13 protein-coding genes and 1 rRNA gene are annotated in these 15,211 nt (G+C 73.0%); 8 read left to right on the forward strand and 6 right to left on the reverse strand.

Annotated elements, in window-relative coordinates; translation table 11 throughout:
* Positions 1 to 4: 4 nt before the first annotated feature.
* On the reverse strand, positions 5 to 904 hold the full coding sequence (mmuM, locus tag BMY61_RS27130; RefSeq protein WP_075004079.1) for a homocysteine S-methyltransferase: 900 nt from the start codon (positions 902 to 904) through the stop codon (positions 5 to 7).
* 168 nt (positions 905 to 1,072) lie between these two features.
* Positions 1,073 to 1,816, reverse strand: coding sequence for an SDR family oxidoreductase (locus BMY61_RS27135; protein ID WP_042450406.1), 744 nt, complete (start codon positions 1,814 to 1,816; stop codon positions 1,073 to 1,075).
* A 90-nt stretch (positions 1,817 to 1,906) separates the two neighbouring features.
* On the opposite strand from BMY61_RS27135, the gene BMY61_RS27140 reads away from it, so the two are divergent.
* The 5 genes from BMY61_RS27140 to BMY61_RS27160 all read left to right on the forward strand — a co-directional run bounded on the left by BMY61_RS27140 (position 1,907) and on the right by BMY61_RS27160 (position 6,912).
* Complete coding sequence (locus BMY61_RS27140; protein WP_052438877.1) at positions 1,907 to 2,485, forward strand: TetR/AcrR family transcriptional regulator; 579 nt, start codon at positions 1,907 to 1,909, stop codon at positions 2,483 to 2,485.
* A gap of 103 nt (positions 2,486 to 2,588) precedes the next feature.
* The gene (locus BMY61_RS27145; RefSeq protein ID WP_042450405.1) at positions 2,589 to 3,395 is read left to right on the forward strand and encodes an NUDIX hydrolase; all 807 of its coding nucleotides are present in this window, start codon (positions 2,589 to 2,591) and stop codon (positions 3,393 to 3,395) included.
* Complete coding sequence (locus tag BMY61_RS27150; protein WP_201777587.1) at positions 3,392 to 4,489, forward strand: BUD32 family EKC/KEOPS complex subunit; 1,098 nt, start codon at positions 3,392 to 3,394, stop codon at positions 4,487 to 4,489. The genes BMY61_RS27145 and BMY61_RS27150 overlap by 4 nt, the downstream gene beginning before the upstream one ends.
* Positions 4,490 to 4,579: 90 nt before the next feature.
* Positions 4,580 to 5,599 carry a hypothetical protein gene (locus tag BMY61_RS27155; protein WP_042450404.1) on the forward strand — a complete coding sequence of 340 codons (1,020 nt, stop codon included), beginning with the start codon at positions 4,580 to 4,582 and terminating at the stop codon, positions 5,597 to 5,599.
* On the forward strand, positions 5,596 to 6,912 hold the full coding sequence (locus BMY61_RS27160) for an adenylosuccinate synthetase (protein ID WP_236656091.1): 1,317 nt from the start codon (positions 5,596 to 5,598) through the stop codon (positions 6,910 to 6,912). The genes BMY61_RS27155 and BMY61_RS27160 overlap by 4 nt, the downstream gene beginning before the upstream one ends.
* A 289-nt stretch (positions 6,913 to 7,201) precedes the next feature.
* On the opposite strand, the gene BMY61_RS27165 is transcribed toward BMY61_RS27160, so the two are convergent.
* Positions 7,202 to 8,149: a S16 family serine protease gene (locus tag BMY61_RS27165; RefSeq protein ID WP_075004080.1), complete on the reverse strand. Its 948-nt coding sequence runs from the start codon at positions 8,147 to 8,149 to the stop codon at positions 7,202 to 7,204.
* Positions 8,150 to 8,317: 168 nt separating this feature from the next.
* Between BMY61_RS27165 and BMY61_RS27170 the strand changes: the two genes are divergently transcribed.
* On the forward strand, positions 8,318 to 10,303 hold the full coding sequence (locus BMY61_RS27170; protein WP_042461356.1) for an acetoacetate--CoA ligase: 1,986 nt from the start codon (positions 8,318 to 8,320) through the stop codon (positions 10,301 to 10,303).
* Positions 10,304 to 10,422: 119 nt separating this feature from the next.
* Here the strand turns inward: BMY61_RS27170 and BMY61_RS27175 are convergent, their stop codons facing one another.
* Entirely contained in the window at positions 10,423 to 11,232 is an 810-nt protein-coding gene (locus BMY61_RS27175; RefSeq protein WP_042461359.1) for a class I SAM-dependent methyltransferase, read from the reverse strand.
* Positions 11,233 to 11,378: 146 nt separating this feature from the next.
* On the opposite strand from BMY61_RS27175, the gene BMY61_RS27180 reads away from it, so the two are divergent.
* The gene (locus BMY61_RS27180) at positions 11,379 to 12,392 is read left to right on the forward strand and encodes an EamA family transporter (RefSeq protein WP_042461362.1); all 1,014 of its coding nucleotides are present in this window, start codon (positions 11,379 to 11,381) and stop codon (positions 12,390 to 12,392) included.
* A gap of 13 nt (positions 12,393 to 12,405) precedes the next feature.
* On the opposite strand, the gene ptsP is transcribed toward BMY61_RS27180, so the two are convergent.
* Both ptsP and BMY61_RS27190 read right to left on the reverse strand, forming a co-directional pair.
* Entirely contained in the window at positions 12,406 to 14,076 is a 1,671-nt protein-coding gene (gene ptsP, locus BMY61_RS27185; RefSeq protein WP_042461365.1) for a phosphoenolpyruvate--protein phosphotransferase, read from the reverse strand.
* A 62-nt stretch (positions 14,077 to 14,138) separates the two neighbouring features.
* Positions 14,139 to 14,588 (reverse strand): PTS sugar transporter subunit IIA, encoded by a 450-nt coding sequence (locus tag BMY61_RS27190; protein WP_042461368.1) that lies wholly within the window; start codon positions 14,586 to 14,588, stop codon positions 14,139 to 14,141.
* Positions 14,589 to 15,028: 440 nt separating this feature from the next.
* Between BMY61_RS27190 and BMY61_RS27195 the strand changes: the two genes are divergently transcribed.
* Positions 15,029 to 15,211: ribosomal RNA gene (locus tag BMY61_RS27195) — 16S ribosomal RNA — on the forward strand; the annotation flags it as partial.

Below are 15,211 nucleotides of genomic sequence, written 5' to 3' on the forward strand. Positions count from 1 at the left end.
GGGCTCAGTGCAACTCCTTGGCCAGCGCGGCGATCTGATCGGCGCCGACGCGGCAGCAGCCGCCGAGGAGGAGGGCGCCGGAGGCGAGCCAGGTGGAGACCCGGTCGGGGGAGAAGGTGGCCGGTCCGGTCCAGGCGCGGGCCGTGGCGTCCCAGCCCTCGCCGCTGTTGGGGTAGACGACGACCGGCTTGCCGGTGGTCTCCGCCGCCAGGGCGACGGCGTCGGCCGCCTCCTCCGGGGCGAGGCAGTTGACGCCGACCGCGATGACCTGGGCGTTGTCGCGGGCGAGCGCGAACGCCTCCGCGAGCGGCTGGCCGGCTCGCGTGCGGCCCTCGGCCGCGCTGTAGGAGAGCCAGACGGGCACGTCGAGGCCGGCCACCGCGTCCAGGACGGCCGCCGCCTCGTCGACGTCGGGGATGGTCTCGACGGCGAGCACGTCCGGCGCGGCCGAGGCGAGGACCTCCGCGCGCGGCGCGTGGAACGCACGCAGCTGGGCGTGGGTGAGGCCGTAGCGGCCCACGTACTCGGAGCCGTCGGCCAGGACCGCGCCGTAGGGGCCGACGGAGGCGGCCACCCAGCGCTCGGGAGCGCTGCCGGATGCCTCACGCGCGAGGGTGACGCTGCGCCGCAGCAGCTCCTCCGCCTCCGCGCGGTCGACGCCGACCCGGGCGAAGCCCTCGAAACTGGCCTGGTAGCTCGCGGTGATCGCGACCTGCGCGCCCGCCGCGTAGTAGCGGCGGTGCACCGCGGCGACCGCGTCGGGCGCGTCGCGCAGCAGGCGCGCCGACCACAGGGCGTCGGAGAGGTCGTGCCCGTCGGCCGCGAGCTCGTTGGACATGCCGCCGTCCAGCACCACCGGCCCCTCGGCGAGAGCGGCGGCGAGCGGGATCCGAGGGGACGTCACGGGAACCTCCGGGCGGAGCGAAAGGGCTGGTCGGACGGCGCGGGGCGGGCCTGCCGAAGCTCCGGCGGACCCGCCCCGTCGACGTCGTGCTCACCCTAACCCCGCGCGCCGACGGAGCCCGGGACGCGTCCGCATCCCGGGCTCCGTCCTTGCCGCGCGCCTGCGGGGTCAGCGCGGCACGTTCAGCCGGGCGCCGCCGTCGACCGGCAGGACGACACCGGTGGTGTAGGTGTTCTCCACCAGGAACGCGATCGCGTGTGCGACCTCTTCCGGGCGGCCCGCGCGGCCGACCGCGGTTCCGCTCGCCGCGCCGGCGACGGTCTCCGCGCGGACCTCCTGCGGGACCCAGTCCCACCACGGCGTCTCGATGACGCCGGGGGAGACCGCGTTGACCCGGCGCGGCGCGAGCTCCGCGGCGAGGACGCGCGAGGCCGTCTCCACGGCCGAGTTCATCGCGGCCAGGACCACCAGGCCCGCCCCGCTCAGCTGGGAGCTGACCGCGCCGACGAGCGTGACCGACCCGTCCGCCCGCAGGGTGCCCAGCGCGGACTGGACACTGAGCAGGTGCGGGATCAGCTTGCCCTCGGCGTGCTCGCGCACCAGGCCGGCCTGCAGGTCGGCGAGTGAGGTGACCCCGCCGTTGCGCGTGACGGTGACGACGAGGTGGTCGAACGCCCCGACCTCGGCGAAGAGCGCGTTGAGCTGCGTCAGGTCCGTCGCGTCCACCGCCTTGCCGGTGACCGGCCGGCCGGCGCCCTTCTCGTCGAGTTCCTTGAGCGCCCGGGCGAGGCGCTCCTCGCTGCGGCCGGCGATGACGACCTCGAACCCCCGGTCCAGCAGCAGGTCCGCCGTCGCCAGCCCGATCCCCGAGGTGCCGCCGAGGACGACGACGCGCTCCGACGTGTGTGACATGTGCTTCCCCACTTCTCGTTGCCCCCGCCTCATTACGAGACATCGTGCCTCGATTATGTATCGAGACATCGTGTCTTGTAAAGTCGGGTCATGGAGAAGGCCATGGAGAACAAGTCCCCCGGTCGGCCGCGCAGTGCGGACGCCCACCGCGCGGTCCTCGACGCCGCCCTCGCCCTCGCCGTCCGCGACGGGTACGCGGCCGTGACGATGAAGGCGATCGCGGAGGAGGCCGGCGTCGGGCGCCAGACGGTCTACCGCTGGTGGCCGACCCGCGGCGCGGTGCTGATCGAGGCGATGGGCGAGATCGGCGCCGCCCACGGCGCGCCCCCGGCGAGCGGCGACCCGGTCGCCGACCTGCGGGTCTTCCTCGATCAGACCTTCGCGCTGGCCGACAAGGCGCCCGTCGCCGACGTCCTGCTCGGCCTGCTGTCGGACGCCTTCGCGGACACGGAGCTGTCGACGACGATGCGCGCGTACATCGCGGGGCGGCGCGCACTCCTGGCGGAGGTGCTGGGGCGCCAGGGCGCGGGGGGCTGGAAGGTGCCCGTCCCGACGGTGGTGGACCTGGTCTTCGGTGCGATGTGGTACCGGCTGATGAACCAGCACGGGCCTGTGGGGCCGGAGTTGACGAAGGAAGTGCTGGTGGTGGTGGCGGCGCTGCGCGACTGACCGTGGGGCGCGCCGGGTGAAAGGGGGTGGCGTGTGGCAGCCTCGCGCGCTACGTTGTTCTCAGTTCGAGAAATACTCAGTCCGAGAACAACGGAGCCAGGCCATGGACGCGCAGCCCGACCGCACCGACGAGGCCGCGTTCCTGGCTGCCTACGACCCGCGCGCGTTCCCCGCGATCGCGCTGACCGTCGACATCGTGGTGCTGACCCTGCGCGAGGGCCGGCTCAACGTGCTGCTCGTCGAACGCGCCGCGCCGCCGTTCCGGGGGTGCTGGGCGCTGCCGGGCGGCTTCGTGAAGGCGGGCGAGGAGGGACTCGACGAGGCCGCCGCGCGCGAGCTCGCCGAGGAGACGGGGCTCAGCTCCGGCGCGCTGCGCCGTGTGCACCTGGAGCAGTTGGGTTCCTACGGTGCGCCCGAGCGGGACCCGCGCATGCACGTCGTCTCCGTGGCCTACCTGGCCTTCGCACCCGACCTTCCCGACCCGCGCGCCGGCGGCGACGCCGCCCGCGCCGTCTGGACTCCGGTCGCCGGTCCCCACGGGGGTGGGACCGGCGACCGGGACGCCACCGGCCGCGAGCTCGCGTTCGACCACGCGCGGATCCTGGCCGACGCCCTCGACCGCGCCCGCGCCAAGCTCGAGTACACGCCGCTGGCCACGACCTTCCTCGCACCGGAGTTCACCATCCCCGAACTCCGCACCGTCTACGAGGAGATCTGGGGGGAGAAGCTCCACCCCGGCAACTTCCACCGCAAGGTGCTCTCCGTGCCCGGCTTCGTGGAGAGCACCGGCGAGACCGCCGAACGCGGCGGCTCCCGCGGCGGCCCGCGAGCCCGGATCTACCGGGCCGGGGACGCCCGCCTGCTCCACCCGGCGCTGCTGCGCCCCGACCGTGAGGAGGGAGTGCGTTGAGCGAGCCACCGACTGATCCACCGTTCGGACCGCGGTTCGGACCACCGCGGCCGCGCACCTTCGACGAGGCGCTGGCCGCCCTTGCCGCGGCGAGGAGCGCGGACGACCTGTTCGGCCCGGTCGCCGACCCGGAGGCCGCCGCCCGCCGCTACCGGCGCCTCGCGCGTCTGCTGCACCCGGACACCGCGCCACCCGGTCGCCGCGCCGAGGCGGCGGCCGCCTGCGCCGCGCTGAACCAGCTCCGGGTGAGTCGACAGCCCGCGCCTGAAAGCCTCCTGACGACCCGTCGCCACAGTTACGAGGTGGGCGAGCCGCTGGCCACCGGCGACGTCGCCGTCCTGCGGGCCGCGCGCTACCGCACCCGGGGCGGCCTCGGACCCGTCCTGGACGCCGTGCTGAAGACGCCTCGGACACCGGCCGACAACGACCTGATGGAACGCGAGGCCCACGCCCTGGCCTGGCTGGCTCGCCATGGCGAGCCCCGGTTCCAGAGCTATGTGCCCACGCTCGTCGAGACCTTCACCCATGCCGACCCCGCCGATCCGGCCGCCGTGCCACGCCGCGTCAACGCGCTGCTGCGGCTGGACGGCTTTCTCACCCTGGCGCAGCTGCGCCAGGCGTTCCCCGACGGGCTGGACCCGCGCGACGCGGCCTGGATCTGGCGGCGCCTGCTCGTCGCGCTCGGGCACGCGCACCGCACCCGGGTCCGCCACGGCGCGGTCCTGCCGGAGCACGTCATGATCCAGCCCGTGGAACACGGCCTGGTGCTGGTCGACTGGTGCTACGCGGCCACCGGGGCGCCCACACCGGCGCCCGCGCTCGTCGAGCGCCACCGCGACCGCTACCCGCCCGAGGTGGCCGCGCGTCGGCCCGTCACCGAGGCCACCGACATCCACCTCGCCAGCTCCTGCATCGCCGAACTCATGGGTGAGCAGGCCCCACCGCAGATGCGGAGCTTCCTGGCCGGCTGCATGCTGCCGGCCGAGCCGCGCCGGCCGCACGACGCGTGGCGGCTCCTCGCCGAACTCGACCGGCTGCTGGAACGCCTCTACGGACCACGCACCTTCCGCCCCCTGCGCCTGCCCGCCGCGTGAACGGCGGTCCGGCCACGACGCCGACCCGGCACCGACCACCACCGACCACCACCGACTCGACAGCGACCACCACCGAACGGGGAGAACCACATGGGAAGCGGACGCTGGGACACCGACGTCTACACCGCCGCCGCGAACTACCGTGCCACCCACGGGATCGGCGCCTTCGACTACAGCGACCGGGCCCGCCGCGGTCCGCGCCACCTGTGGCGCGCGCACCCGCAGCTCGACCCCTTCGGCCTGACCGTCCGCGAGAGCCGCGACAGCGCCGAGCACCCGGACTCCCAGGCCGTCGCCGTGCTCTTCGACGTCACCGGCTCCATGGGCACCGTGCCGAGGGTGCTCCAGACCAAGCTGCCGGAGCTCTTCGGCCTGCTGCTGCGCAAGGGCTACGTCCGTGACCCGCAGATCCTCTTCGGCGCCATCGGCGACGCCACCTGCGACCGGGTGCCGCTCCAGCTCGGCCAGTTCGAGTCGGACAACCGCATGGACGACAACCTCGGGCAGATCTTCCTCGAGGGTGGCGGCGGCGGACAGATGCACGAGTCGTACGAGCTCGCGATGTACGCCATGGCCCGCCACACCGCCATCGACTGTCACGAGAAGCGCGGCCGCCGAGGCTACCTCTTCGTCATCGGCGACGAACTGCCCTACGGCCGCGTGTCGGCCGCCCAGGTCCACGAGGTCTTCGGCGAGCGCCTGCCGGAGGACATCCCCGTCGAGGTGCTGCTGCAGGAGCTGACGCGCCGCTGGGACGTGTACTTCGTCCTGCCGGCCGGCTCCTCCTACGTCGGCAACGACCAGGTGCTGGGCCGCTGGCGGACCCTGCTCGGCGACAACGTCGTCGAACTGGACGACCTCGACGCCGTCTGCGAGACCATCGCGCTCACCATCGGCCTCGGCGAGGGCGCGATCGACCTGGACGAGGGTCTCGCCGACCTCGCCGACATCGGCTCACGCGCCGGGGTGGCCGTCCGCCGAGCGCTCTCCGGCGTCGCCCGGCGCAGCGGCGAGGTCGCCGTCTCGGGGGTCTCGCTGCTCAAGCACGAGGGCGCCGCCCACGACGGGCCGGACGTCCGAGGGAACTCCCGAGGGAACACCCGGCTGTGAAGATCCGTCAGCGCCACGCCGTCGTCGTCGACCTCGGGTTCGGCGACGCCGGCAAGGGCGCCACCGTGGACCGCCTGTGCCGGGCGATGGGCGCCACCACCGTGGTGCGCTTCAACGGCGGTGCGCAGGCGGCCCACAACGTCGTCGCCGACGACGGCCGCCACCACACCTTCGCCCAGTTCGGCTCAGGGGCTCTGGTGCCCGGCGTGCGTACGCACCTGTCCCGGTTCGTGCTGGTCGACCCGCTCGCGCTGTCCGCCGAGGCGGCGCACCTGACGGCCATCGGCGTCGACGACCCTCTCGGGGGGCTGACCGTCGACCGCCGCGCCCTGCTGGCCACCCCCTACCACGCCGCCGCCAACCGCCTGCGCGAACAGGCCCGCGGTGCGGCCCGGCACGGCTCGTGCGGCATGGGCGTCGGGGAGACCGCCGCCTACGCCCTGGCCAACCCCGAGTCCGCGCCGGCCGTCGGCGACTGCGCCGCGCCGCTGCGCCTGACCGCCAGGCTGGCCGTGCTGCGGGAACGCCTCGCCGACGAACTGCAGCTCCCTGTCGAGCGGTTGGGCCCGCCGATCGAGGACTGCGTGCGCGCCTACCGGGCGTTCGCGGGCACGGTCCGGATGACGGACGAGCGGCACCTGCCGCAGGTGCTCGCGCGCGAGCGGGTCGTCCTCGAGGGCGCCCAGGGCGTCCTGCTGGACGAGTGGTACGGCTTCCACCCCTACACCACCTGGTCCACCACCACCTTCGCCAACGCGACGACGCTGCTCGCCGAGGCGGGCGCGGCCGGGGCAGGGGACGTGCTGCGACTCGGCGTCGTCCGGACCTCCACCACCCGGCACGGTCCCGGCCCGCTGGTCACCGAGGACCCCGCCCTCGACCCGCACCTCCCCGAACCGCACAACGCGACCGGTCCCTGGCAGGGCGCGTTCCGCCGCGGCCACTTCGACGCGGTGGCCCATCGCTACGCCCTCACCGTGGCCGGGGGAGCGGATGTCCTCGTGGTCACCCACCTGGACGCGGCCGCCCGGGCGCGAGGTCTGCGCCTCTGTGACGCCTACCGCGTCGAGGGCGGCGAGATCCGGGACCTGACCCCCGCGCCGCCGGGCGACCTCGCCCGCCGCCGGGCCCTGACCGAGCGACTCCTGCGCACCCGCCCAGCCCGCTTGGAACGCCCGTCCCGCTGGGCCGAGGGCATCAGCGACGCCCTCGGCCTGCCGGTCCTGCTGACCTCCCACGGCCCCCGCACGAGCGACGCCACGTTCGCGCGCACCCGCGACACACCGCACCGGACGCTCACCCCGGCCGGTTGAGCCCCCCACACCAGCCCGAGCCGGCCCCGCCCGGCCAGGCGGCCGGGCGGGGCCGAGGGCCCCTACTCCCGGCCGGAACGCCGGCCCGGCCCCACCGGCCGGCTCGGCTGCGGCCATCCCTCAGGCGTGCCCGCCGCCCGGCGCCTGCCGGGGTCTCAGGCCGGGGGATGAAGCCGACCGGCTCAGTTGTGGCCATCCTCAGGCGCGCCCGCCGCCCGCCGCCCGCCGCCCGCCGCCCGCCGCCCGCCGCCCGGCGCCCGGCGCCTGCCGCCCGGCGCCTGGCGGGGTCTCAGGCCGGGGGGACGAAGGTGCGCAGGGCGTGGCGGGCCAGGCAGGCGTGGACGGCTTCGTCGAGATCGGTGGCGAAGGAGAGCTCCAGGCCTGTCTCTGCTGAGCCGTGCCCGTCCGCCTGGTTGCCGGCCGGCACCACCAGCTGCGTCGCGTAGATCTTGTGCGCGGCATGGGCCCGGCCCCGCAGGTCCGTCACCGGTTCGAGCCGTCCGTCGGCGGCGAGCCGGCCGGTGACCGCCACCTCCGCGCGGACCAGATGGCCGCCCAGGAGCGAGACCAGGGCCACCGCGATCGCCAGACCGGCCCCCGCCGCGTCGTCGGCCGTCGTGCCGCGGGGGATGTCGCCGTACGGCTCCTCGACGCTGAGGTCGTGGTGGGCGAACCAGTCCGCGCCGAGCTGCGGCAGCAGCCGCGGCGCCGCGCCGCGGACCGCCGCCACGGCGGCGTCGGCGGTCGGACCGAACAGCGCCCCGAGGCGGCCGGTCGCCTTCACCCGGCCGCGTCCGCGTTCCGCCATCACCATGACCGGCAGCAGCTCGTCCCGGACGGGCGTCCAGGCCAGCCCGAGGCGCTGGTCGTAGCGGTGCATGAGCAGGTCGCCGTGGGCCAGGTTGTGCATCTTGCCCTGGACGTCGGCCTCGTAGTCCATGACCACCCGGGCGTGGTCCTCCGGGTCGTACCAGACCGGCACGACGCCTCCCTCGAGCGGAAGGGTGTGCATCCGGGTCAGCACCGTCGCCTCGAACGGCGGCTCCGCGCGGTTCTTCGGGACCACCCGCAGGTGCATCCAGCAGTTCATCCACTGGGCGGTCAGGTCCTCGTCCGAGGCCCACATCGCCCGCAGGTTGTTGCCGCCGCCCACGGTCCTGACCGAGATGATCTCGGCGGGTGCGGTCCGGCCGCGCTTGCGCAGTTCGTCCAGCAGGTGCTTGTGCTTGAAGAGCATCGACGCCCCCTCGTGAACCGCCTCCACCGGGCGGCGCCGCACAGCTTACGAGGATCCGTGGGTCAACCTGCCTGGCGTGCCGCCCCGCCTTCGTGGCAGATTCTGCACAGGCGTTCCCAACTGCCCGAGGACGTGCAGGGCGCCGGACCGCGGAGGCACGCACAGCGTATGAGCAGCGACGAGATCACCCCCCTGTGGCAGCCCGACCCGGCCCGTGCCACGGCATCGAGGCTCGCCGCCTTCCACCGCTTCGCGGCCGAGTACTACGGTGCCCCCAAGCCGGCCGGCGCGAAGGCCGAGGCCGACTACGCGCACTTCCACCGCTGGTCCGTCGAGCATCTCGAGGACTTCTGGAGCGCGCTGACCCAGTGGTTCGACGTGCGCTTCACCACCCCGCCCACCGCCGTCCTCGGTGACGCCACCATGCCCGGAGCCGAGTGGTTCCCCGGCGCGCGGCTCAACTACGCGCAGCACGTCCTGCGCCACGGCGAGGACCCGCACAACGCCGACAGCCCGGCGATCCTGCACGTCGAGGAGGGCAGCGAGCAGCCGCGCGTCACCACCTGGTCCGAGCTGCGGCGCCAGGTCGGCTCGCTGGCCGCCGAGCTGCGCCGCCTGGGCGTCGGCCCCGGTGACCGCGTGAGCGCCTACGTGCCGAACGTGCCGCAGGCCGCCGTCGCCCTGCTCGCCACCGCCGCCGTCGGCGCGGTGTGGACCTCCTGCGCGCCCGACTTCGGCGCGCGCAGCGTGCTGGACCGGTTCCAGCAGATGGAGCCGGTGCTGCTGTTCGCCGTCGACGGCTACCGCTACGGCGGTAAGGAGCACGACCGCACCGGCGTCGTCGCCGAGCTGCGCGGCGAGCTGCCCTCGCTGCGCCACGTCGTCCACATCCCGCTGCTCGGCGGTGCGGCGCCCGAGGGCGCGCTGGAGTGGGAGGCGCTGACCTCCGCCCCGGCCGTGCCGGTCTTCGAGCAGCTGCCCTTCGACCACCCGCTGTGGGTGCTGTACTCGTCCGGCACGACGGGCCTGCCCAAGGCGATCGTGCAGAGCCACGGCGGCATCACCGTCGAGCACCTCAAGCAGGCCGGGCTGCACCTGGACCTCGGGCCGGAGGACCGCTTCTTCTGGTACACCTCCACCGGCTGGATGATGTGGAACTTCCTGCTCGCCGGTCTGCTGGTGGGCGCGAGCATCGTCACCTACGACGGCAGCCCCGGCTACCCGACGCCGGACGCGCAGTGGCGCATCGCCGCCGCGACCGGCGTGACCGTCTACGGCACCTCCGCGGCGTACGTCATGGCCTGCAAGAAGGCCGAGGTGCACCCCGGCCGCGACCTGGACCTGTCCAAGCTCCGTGCCATCGGCACCACCGGCTCGCCGCTGCCCCCGGACGGCTTCCGCTGGATCTACGACGAGATCAGCACGGACGTCTGGCTCGCCTCCGTGAGCGGCGGCACCGACGTCTGCAGCTGCTTCGTCGGCGGCGTGCCAACGCTGCCCGTCTACCTCGGCGAGATCCAGGCTCCCAGCCTGGGCGCGGCGGTCGAGGCCTGGGACGCGAGCGGCAAGCCGGTCGTCGAGGAGGTCGGCGAGTTGGTCGTCACCAAGCCGATCCCCTCGATGCCGATCGGTTTCTGGAACGACCCGGAGGGCGTGCGCTACCGCGAGAGCTACTTCGAGATGTTCCCGGGGACCTGGCGCCACGGCGACTGGATCACCGTGACCGAGCGCGGCACGGTCGTCATCCACGGCCGCTCCGACTCGACGCTCAACCGGCAGGGCGTGCGGATGGGCTCCTCGGACATCTACGAGGTCGTCGAGCGCCTCCCGCAGATCAAGGAGTCCCTGGTCATCGGCCTGGAGGAGCCGAACGGCGGCTACTGGATGCCGCTGTTCGTCGTCCTCGCGGAGGGCGCGGAACTGGACGACGCCCTGCGCGCCGAGGTCCGCGAGGCCCTGCGGACGCAGCTCTCCCCGCGCCACGTCCCGGACGAGATCATCGCGGTCCCGTCCCTGCCGCACACCCTGACGGGCAAGCGCATCGAGGTCCCGGTGAAGCGGATTCTCGGCGGCACGCCGCTGGAGAAGGCGGTCAACCCGGGCTCCATCGACAACCCGGACTCGCTGCGCATCTTCGAGCAGTACCGGCGATAGCCGTAGGGGCGCGAGGAACTGCGCGAGAAACCAACGATGTGCGGATGGCCCTGCTACTGGGGGACCATCTGCTCGTCGGTGGCTTGTCGCGCAGTTCCTCGCGCCCCTGGAATGTGCAACTACGCCCGGTACAAGAGCTCGCCGTGGAGGACGCTGAACCAGCCGCGCTCGTCCGCTGCCCACGTCTGCCAGCCCTTTGAGAGTTTCTCCAGATCCTCCCGGGTGGCGAAGCCCTCCTCCACCGCCTGCTCGGCGATCCCGGAGGAGACGATCCGCTCCGCCCACATCCCGCCCCACCACGCGCGGTCCTCGTCCGCGGCGAAGCACCAGGTGGACGACGACGCCTCGACGCGCTCGGCCTCGAAGCCCGCCGCCAGCGCCCACGCGCGCAGCATGCGGCCCGCGTCCGGCTCGCCCCGGTTCGCACGGGCCACGCGGTGGTACAGGGCGTTCCACTCGTCCAGCTCGGGCAGCTGCGGGAACCAGGTGAAGCCCGCGTAGTCCGAATCCCTGACGGCGATCACGCCGCCGGCGCGGCAGACGCGGCGCATCTCGCGCAGCGCGAGCACCGGGTCGGCGACATGCTGCAGCACCTGGTGGGCGTGGACGACGTCGAAGGAGGCGTCGGGGAACGGCAGGGCGTGGACGTCCGCCGTCTCGAAGCGGACCCCGGCAGCCTCCGGGACGGCCTGCGCCGCCTGTGCGAGCACCTCCGCCGAACTGTCCACAGCGGTGACCAGTCCCGCGCCCACCCGCTCGGCCAGCCCGGCCGTGATCGTGCCGGGGCCGCAACCCACGTCCAGCAGGGTCTGGCCCGGCTTCAGCTCCGGCAGCAGGTACGCCGCGGAGTTCTCGACCGTCCGCCACCGGTGCGAGCGCAGCACCGAGGCGTGATAGCCGTGCGTGTAGTGGTTCTGATGCTCGGTCATGTCTACCTCCCAGTCGGAACGCTAGATCAAGTCTCACAAAACGAGAAGATTGGTCTCGCATGGCGGACACGTGGCGTCATCCCCGTAGCGGAGGAACGCTCCTTTGCGCCAGGATCGCTGTACAGACCCGTCAGAGAGGTACGCCCATGACGCGTGACGCGGCCACCGCCTCGACCCGCACCGGAGCCCCCGCCGCCCCCGCCCACTCGTCGAACGAGGACACCCGCCGACCGCAGGCCACGCTCTGGACGGCCCTCGGGATCGTCTACGTCGTGTGGGGCTCGACCTACCTCGCCATCCGCATCGTCGTCGAGACCATGCCGCCGTTCTTCTCCGCGGCGCTGCGCTTCCTCACCGCGGGCCTGCTGCTCGCCGGGATCATCGCCTGGCGTTCCGGACCGGCGGCGCTGAAGATCGACCGGCGCCGACTGGCCTCGGCCGTCCTCGTCGGGCTGCTCCTGCTGGTCGGCGGCAACGGGCTCGTCGTCCTGGCCGAGACCCGCATCCCCTCCGGACTCGCCGCACTGCTGGTCGCGAGCGTGCCGCTCTGGGTCATCCTCCTGCGCACCAGCTTCGGCGACCGCCCGCGCGCCGCGACCTTCGGCGGCGTGCTGCTCGGCTTCTGCGGGCTCGCCGTGCTCACCCTCCCCGGCAGCTCCGGCGGCGTGCGGCTCACCGGCATCCTGCTGGTCCTGGCCGCCGCGCTGCTCTGGTCGATCGGCTCTTTCCTCTCCTCCCGCCTGCCCATGCCGGCCAGCCCCTTCACCGCCAGCGCCTACGAGATGCTCGCCGGCGGCCTCGGCGACCTGCTGCTCAGCCTGGTCCGCCACGAGCACGTCCACCTCGGCTCGTTCAGCACCAGCTCCTGGCTCGCCCTCGCCTACCTCGCCGTCTTCGGCTCGCTCATCGCCTTCAGCGCCTTCGCCTGGCTGCTCCAGAACGCCTCGCTGTCGCTCGTCGCCACCTACGCCTACGTCAACCCCGTGGTCGCCGTGGCCCTGGGCTGGCTGATTCTCGACGAGCCCGTGACCTGGCCGATCGCCCTCGGCGGCGCGATCGTCGTGGCCGGCGTCTGCCTCGTGGTCAGCACCGAGGCGCGCACGCAGAAGGCCCCCGTCCCGAAGGACGAGGGCCCCACAACCGCTCAGTCAACCGTTTAGCCGAGTCCGGGCGTCACTCCCCGGACAGCACCTGGCTCGCCGCCGCGCGCGCGTCGGCCGCACTGTCCGTCGCCCGTGCGGCCGCCGCCGCACGCTCGCACTGCGCCAGGGTCACCTTGGCCAGCTTCGCCCGCACGTACGGGATCGACGCCGCGCCCATCGACAGACTCGTCACGCCCAGACCGGTCAGCACACAGGCCAGCACCGGATCCGCCGCCGCCTCGCCGCAGACGCCGCAGCTCTTGCCCTCCGCCTTCGCGGCCTCCGCCGAGAACGCGATCAGGTCCAGCAGCGCCGGCTGCCACGGGTCCTGCAGCCGCGCGACCGCACCGACCTGCCGGTCCGCCGCGAACGTGTACTGCGCCAGGTCGTTCGTGCCCAGGGAGAGGAACTCCACCTCCTGCAGGATCGAACGTGCCCGCAGCGCGGCGGAGGGGATCTCCACCATCGCCCCGAACTTCGCCCGCAGACCGGCCTTGCGGCAGGCGTCCGCGAACGCCTTCGCGTCCTGGCGGTCGGCCACCATCGGCGCCATGACCTCCAGGTAGACCGGCAGCCCCTCCGCCGCCCGGGCCAGCGCCCGCAGCTGCGTCTCCAGCACCTCCGGGTGCTCCAGCAGCGTCCGCAGACCGCGCACACCGAGAGCGGGGTTCGGCTCGTCCGCCGGAGTCAGAAACTCCAGCGGCTTGTCCGCGCCCGCGTCCAGCACCCGCACGACCACCCGGCCCTGCGGGAACGCCTCCAGCACCTTGCGGTACGACTCGACCTGCGCCTGCTCGGACGGCGCCTTCTTCGAGTCGTCCAGGAAGAGGAACTCCGTACGGAAGAGACCGACACCCTCGGCCCCCGCCTCCACGGCCGCCGGCACGTCCGCCGGACCGCCGACGTTCGCCAGCAGCGGCACCTTGTGCCCGTCCGACGTCTGCCCCGGACCCGTCGACGCCGCCAACGCCGCCTTCCGCTCCTCCGCTTCTCGGCGCAACGCGTCCTGCACGGACTGCGTCGGGTCCACGATCACTGCGCCCGTGCTGCCGTCGACAGCGACCAGCACACCCTCGGCCGTGTCCGTCGCACCCGGCAGCGCCACGACCGCCGGCACACCGAGCGCACGCGCGAGGATCGCGCTGTGGCTGGTCGGCCCGCCCTCCTCGGTCACGAAGCCCAGCACCAGCGTCGGATCCAGCAGCGCCGTGTCGGCCGGCGCCAGATCCCGGGCGAACAGCACGTACGGCTCGTCGCTGTCCGGCACGCCCGGCATCGGCACGCCCATCAGCCGCGCCACGATGCGGTTGCGCACATCGTCCAGATCGGCGACGCGCCCGGCGAGGTAGTCCCCGGCGGCCGCGAGAAGCGCCCGGTAGGCCGCGAACGCGTCGTAGACCGCACGCTCCGCCGAACTGCCGACGGTGATCCGCCGCTCGACGTCCGCCATCAGCTCCGGGTCCTGCGCCATCAGCGCCTGGGCCTCCAGCACCGCCTGCGCCTCGCCGCCGGCGAGGTTGCCCCGCGCCTGCAGGTCGGCGGCCACCGCGTCGACCGCCTGCCGGGCCCGCGCCTGCTCGCGCGCCGCGTCCTCGGTCGGGATCTGCCTGGCTTCGGGCTCCAGCACCGCCGTGCCCATGTGCCGCACCTGGCCGATCGCCACGCCGTGGCTCACGCCTACGCCCTGCAGGGTCTCTGTCATCTCACCGGTCTCCGCTTTGAGTCTCCGTCGAAGGGTTCAGCTGTTTGCGCGGGTGTCCGTCGCTACTGCCACTGGAAAAGGGTGTCGCCCGCCGCGAGCTGTCCCGCGTCCGCCACCTCGGAGAGCTGCTCCGGTGCCGCCTCCAGCGCCACGATCGGGCAGATCGACGACTTGCCGGCGGCCTCCACCGCGGTCGGGTTCCACTTGATGACCGGCTGGCCGCGCTTGACGGTGTCGCCCTTCTCGACCAGCAGCTCGAAACCCTCGCCGTTGAGCTGAACGGTGTCGATACCGAGGTGCGTCAGCACACCGTGGCCCTGGTCGTCGAGGACGACGAAGGCGTGCGGGTGCATGGAGACGATCGTGCCGTCGACGGGGGAGACCGCCTCACCGGGACCCGGGTTCGGCTTGATCGCGGTGCCCGGACCGACCATGGCGCCTGAGAACACGGGGTCGGGAACGTTCGCGAGCCCGATCGCCTCGCCGGCCAGGGGGGACGTGACGGTCGTCATGGTTGAGCCTCCTCGTCGAGTGGCGGAAACCCGCGCGCAGGCCGAAGGGCCTGCGTCGGAGATCAGCCTAAATCATGTCAACTACGGACAGATGGGACCGAAAGTCCCCACTTCGCAGGCCCACAGAGGGGCCCGCGCGCCCGGTACCGGGCATGATCGGCGAGAGGTCTAGACCACTAAGCGCCTCGGAGACTCTACGTCATCCGGGTGACCAGCGCCGATTTGCTCCCCGACGCGGAGGTGTGTAACTTTCTCGTTGTGCCCGGCGCCGACCGGGACGAAACACAGAACGGCGCGGAAAACGCCTCGTTCCTTGAGAACTCAACAGCGTGCCAAAAGTCAACGCCAGTTACTTTTGAGAACAAATTTTCAGCGAGGACGCTGTGTGCAAGCCTGCTCATTCCAGCAGGTGTTGCACCGCTCTGCGCGAATGTAAAGCATTCACGGAGAGTTTGATCCTGGCTCAGGACGAACGCTGGCGGCGTGCTTAACACATGCAAGTCGAACGGTGAAGCCCTTCGGGGTGGATCAGTGGCGAACGGGTGAGTAACACGTGGGCAATCTGCCCTGCACTCTGGGACAAGCCTTGGAAACGAGGTCTAATACCGGATATTACCCCTGGG

The sequence above is a fragment of the Streptacidiphilus jiangxiensis genome, from assembly GCF_900109465.1.
GTDB classification, from domain to species: domain Bacteria; phylum Actinomycetota; class Actinomycetes; order Streptomycetales; family Streptomycetaceae; genus Streptacidiphilus; species Streptacidiphilus jiangxiensis.